Source organism: Paracoccus sp. (in: a-proteobacteria) (assembly GCF_046462195.1).
Lineage (GTDB): Bacteria > Pseudomonadota > Alphaproteobacteria > Rhodobacterales > Rhodobacteraceae > Paracoccus.
Genome location: NZ_JBKGUN010000018.1, coordinates 1 through 4,430, shown reverse-complemented (window position 1 = coordinate 4,430; position 4,430 = coordinate 1). Strand labels below are relative to the sequence as shown.

Sequence of the window (4,430 nt, the reverse complement as noted above, 5' to 3'; positions counted from 1 at the left end):
TCACAGTCGCAGTGCTGAAATCAAGCGCCATGGCTTACCACCTTTTCGTTTTGCAGTTCTGGGTGTGAACATGGTCGCCAACCTCGGCATCGCCGACCATCTTGCCGATGTCCTCGCCGTATTTGATGACCGTGTCGCCCGCCTTCAGAGGCTTAAGCGCGACCTTGTGCCCAATGGGAATGTCCGATTTTGCGGTGAGGCGGAAATCAGAATTGTCGGCGGTGACGACACACAGCATTTCAGTGCCGGCGGCCAGATCCTCGACGACGACGACGCCGACATTGTCCTCATGATCGTGGACAAGAAGTTGTGGAATGCTCAATGGCCCCTCCCTTACGCAGATGATTAAGAGCTCTGGAGCTTCTATAACGTGTATAAGTTGTCTTATACAAGACTTAGTTTACATGATTGCTGCCGAGGCGGCGCTGGTGTTATCTTTATTGATGTGCAAAAGGAACCCTCATGGCCGCACCCCTCTACCAAACTGTCATTGACACAGTCGTTGCTCGCATCGCTGCAGGGGAGTTGCTGCCCGGTGGCATTCTTCCAAGCGAAACGCAGCTCGCCGCCGAAACGGGCGTGTCACAGGGGACGGCGCGCAAAGCGCTGATGGTGCTTGAACAACACGGCATCGTTCGTCGGGAACAAGGGCGCGGCACTTTTGTGACTGCGCGGACTCCCGAATCATCGTTGTTCAACTTCTTCCGCCTACGGCCAGCGGATGGGCATGTCGTCCAGCCCGAAGTGATCGATGAACGCATCTTGCAGCGGGCGGCAACCGCTACCGAGCGAGAGACGCTGTGCGGCGGCCCGGATACGGTGATCGAGATCAGGCGGCTTCGCAAGCTTCTCAGCAAGCCTGCCGTAGTAGAGACCTCCGTGATATCTGCCGAACTTTTTGCAGGCATCGAGCGCCGTAGCCCACTACCCAGTGCGCTTTATGTCCTTTATCAGCAGGCCTATGGCTGCATCATCCTGCACGCAGATGAGGCGATAACGGCACGCGCTGCGTCGGCTCAGGACGCCATCGATCTGGATGTACCGCAAGGTACGCCACTCCTGCGCGTGGAACGAAAGGCTTCCGATATCTTGGGTCGGATCATCGAGCGGCGTCTGAGTCTCTATCTGACTCAGGATCTCAGCTATATGATCCGGCTGGATTGAGATCCGGCAAGGCTAACCGCGCTTGCGGCTGGCGATCTTTGCCTCATCAAGGGACCGCCAGCCACCTTCTCGCTTCCGCGTCCGCCTCGCTGTTCTTCTGGTTCTTTACGAAAGGCTTGAAGACTTTGTTGCGGTCAGCCGCACCTCATGGCCCAGATCCGCCTGTTTCCAAAGTTCCTGCTGGTCCGCGGTGCAGGCCGCTCTCTCAACCCAGCAACCTTGGTGCGCCTGCATAAGCGCAGGGAGCTATTGAGCAGCAACTTCCTGCGAAACACGACGTCACCTCCACCGCCGCTCCGCAGAGCTGCAAGACCTGCCAGATGAGCCGACGTCAATGGTCGACACTTCCTTCGTGAATTCATCCCCCTGATCCTGTCTGGACACATGGCACAAGAGCCGGCTGAAGGGAGTGTTCTGCTCATCCTTCAGGTCGTTACGATACAGGCGCGTCACTGTCCAAAAGCGCGCTACGGCCGGTCATTCTGCAAGGTCTCGCATGACTTGGGCCAAGTCTGACTTGCCTTCAAAGCCGATCCCCGGCAGGTCCGGCATGGTGATGTGACCGTCCTCGACTTTCACACCGTCAGGAAAGCCGCCATATGGCTGGAAGAGATCAGGATAGCTCTCATTTCCGCCAAGCCCCAGGCCGGCTGCAATGTTCAGCGACATCTGGTGGCCACCGTGCGGAATGCAGCGTGTGGGGGACCAGCCGAACTGACGCAGCACCTCCAGCGTGCGCAGGTATTCAACGAGCCCATAAGACAGCGCACAGTCGAACTGCAGGAAGTCGCGGTCCGGACGCATGCCGCCATAGCGCAGCAGGTTCCGAGCATCTTGATGCGAAAAGAGGTTCTCTCCCGTGGCCATGGGTGCGTCGTAGAACTCGGACATCGCGGCCTGAAGGGCGTAATCAAGCGGGTCGCCGATCTCTTCATACCAGAACAGCGGATAGTCCCGCAGCATCTTGGCATAAGCAATCCCCGTCTCCAAATCGAAGCGGCCATTGGCATCGACGGCCAGTTGCGCCTCCGACCCGATCTCGTCCAGCACCGCCTCGATCCTGTTACGATCCTCTTCCAATGTGGCGCCGCCGATCTTCATCTTCACGACGTTGTAGCCGCGATCGAGATAGCTGCGCATCTCGGCCCGCAGCGCGCTATTGTCTTTGCCTGGATAGTAATAGCCCCCGGCGGCGTACACGAAGACGCGGGGATCTGCGTCACGACCGTGCAGGTCGGCCAGATGACGAAACAGCGGTTTCTCTTCGATCTTCGCCACCGCGTCCCAGAGCGCCATGTCGATCGTACCAACCGCAACTGACCGCTCGCCATGACCGCCGGGCTTCTCGTTGCCCATCATCGCGGCCCAGATACGGTGCGGGTCAAAGTTACTGCCGGTATCATTCAGCAGACTATTCGGTGCGGCCTCAAGTATGCGGTCTCGAAAGCGCTCTCGGATCAAGCCCCCTTGGCCATAGCGCCCGTTTGAGTTGAAGCCATAGCCGACAACGCGCCGTCCGTCGCGCACCACGTCTGTAACAACCGCCACAAGGCTGGTCGTCATCTTGCTGAAGTCGATATAAGCGTTGCGGATTGGCGACGCGATCGGTTTGGTCACCTCGCGGATGTCAATGATGCGCATCGTGATGCCCCTCCTGCTGATACACTGCTAGTGTTTCTACCTGTTTGGGCATCACGCGGCTAATGCCAATCGGGCACATGATGGTGCCGTTTCGGCATAGGCAGTCGGTTTTCAGTCTGTTTGATCGTTGAGAAGCTGCTGCCTTGCTACATACAGTTATGCTGTAGTGGCACGGCGGTATGGAATGGACATGAACTGGCTGAAGGACCTGCGGGTTCTGTCGGAGACACTGAACTTCTCCCGCGCCGCCGAGCGGCGCAACATCACCCAACCTGCCTTTGGTCGGCGCATCCGGTCGCTGGAAGAGTGGTGCGGCACCGCGTTGATCGACCGCTGCAGTCACCGCATCGCTTTGACACCTGCTGGCCGCATCATGTTGGAAGCCGCCGTGGATGTGACAGGGCGCCTTGAACGCGTTCGGCACGATCTCGAGCAAGTCCAAGCCGCTACGGCGACGCTGACATTCACAGCCACGCATGCTCTATCGTTCAACTTCTTCCCCGCTTGGATCCACGGCTTAGGTGCTTTGGCCTCAACACAGCCCATGCGGCTGCTGTCGGACAACATGAACCATTGTGAAAAGATCATGCTGGCAGGAGGCGCACAGTTCCTGCTGTGCCACTATCATCCGGGTAGCTCAATCGCCCTTCCGGCGGGTGTGTTTGATCACATTGTGCTGGCGCGTGACCGGCTGATCCCGGTCGTCGGCAGGGACGCTAATGGACAGCCGCTGCACAGCTTGCCCGGCACGGACAAGGATCGAGTTCCGTATCTAGCCTTCGAGCACACTTCGGGCATGGGCCGGATCCTGTCGGCGGCCTTGCTCACCCAGGTCGATAACCTGCACCTGACGCCAGTTCTAAGCTCGCACCTGGCCATGGTGTTGAAGGCGCTCGCCGTCGAAGGCAAGGGTGTGGCCTGGATCCCGCAAAGCCTTGCACGAGACGAACTGGGACCGATTGGGCGACTGACGTCTGGCGGGCCGAGAGAGTGTGATATCGAAGTCAACATTGCCTTGTTCCGTCCTCGTGCGCGCATGAGCGACATTGCTGAACGGTTCTGGGATTTGGCGCGAGGCGCACTCATTGCCCCGATCTAACAGCAACTGCAGATCCGCCCCCCTTCCGTTGATGCAATCGCGACGAAGGTAGACGAGCAGTCACACCTTGGCAGACAAGTAAACCTTTCGGCATGGATGACCATGATGTCGACGCGCATGTCATAGTGCGGCAGAACCACCGCCAGCCGGCCCCAAGGTTTCGTGCTGGCGATCCCTACTTAGAATCGTTCCATGATGCCGTGTTCCGCCGGCATCAAAGAGCCGGATTCATACGATCTTGAAGCAGGCCTCCGCCACCAGCGCGACGACTCGGATCTGATACTTCTCCGCCCCACTCTGCTCACCGATGTTTCCCCGGACAGCCCTGCGATCCTGCAGGAGATCTTCGGCCCTGTGCTGACGCTGCAGGGCTTCAATGATGAGGACCAGGCGCTGGCCTTGTCGGATCATCCGACCTATGGTCTTTGCGCGGGGATCTTTACACGCGACCTGTCGCGGGCCATGCGCGCCATGCGGCGGGTCCGGGCGGGCACGATCTGGATCAACCGTTATGGCCGCTCGCGCG

General features: G+C 58.9%; 5 protein-coding genes. 4 read left to right on the top strand and 1 reads right to left on the bottom strand.

The features are described from left to right. Together ACLHHB_RS01260 and ACLHHB_RS01255 are read left to right on the top strand one after the other, a co-directional pair. A partial coding sequence (locus tag ACLHHB_RS01260) for a hypothetical protein (RefSeq protein ID WP_410216465.1) occupies window positions 1-349 on the top strand: 349 nt, incomplete at its 5' end. A gap of 113 nt (window positions 350-462) precedes the next feature. Continuing rightward, a complete protein-coding gene (locus ACLHHB_RS01255) occupies window positions 463-1,164 on the top strand; it encodes a GntR family transcriptional regulator (RefSeq protein ID WP_410216464.1) in 702 nt (233 codons plus the stop codon). A gap of 477 nt (window positions 1,165-1,641) precedes the next feature. Here ACLHHB_RS01255 and ACLHHB_RS01250 read toward each other — a convergent pair whose 3' ends face one another. Further along, window positions 1,642-2,805 (bottom strand): mandelate racemase/muconate lactonizing enzyme family protein, encoded by a 1,164-nt coding sequence (locus ACLHHB_RS01250; protein WP_410216463.1) that lies wholly within the window; start codon window positions 2,803-2,805, stop codon window positions 1,642-1,644. Window positions 2,806-2,995: 190 nt separating this feature from the next. On the opposite strand from ACLHHB_RS01250, the gene ACLHHB_RS01245 reads away from it, so the two are divergent. Together ACLHHB_RS01245 and ACLHHB_RS01240 are read left to right on the top strand one after the other, a co-directional pair. Next, on the top strand, window positions 2,996-3,904 hold the full coding sequence (locus ACLHHB_RS01245; RefSeq protein ID WP_410216462.1) for a LysR family transcriptional regulator: 909 nt from the start codon (window positions 2,996-2,998) through the stop codon (window positions 3,902-3,904). Between the two features lie 192 nt (window positions 3,905-4,096). Next, the coding region (locus ACLHHB_RS01240; RefSeq protein WP_410216461.1) for an aldehyde dehydrogenase family protein at window positions 4,097-4,430 on the top strand (334 nt) is incomplete at its 3' end.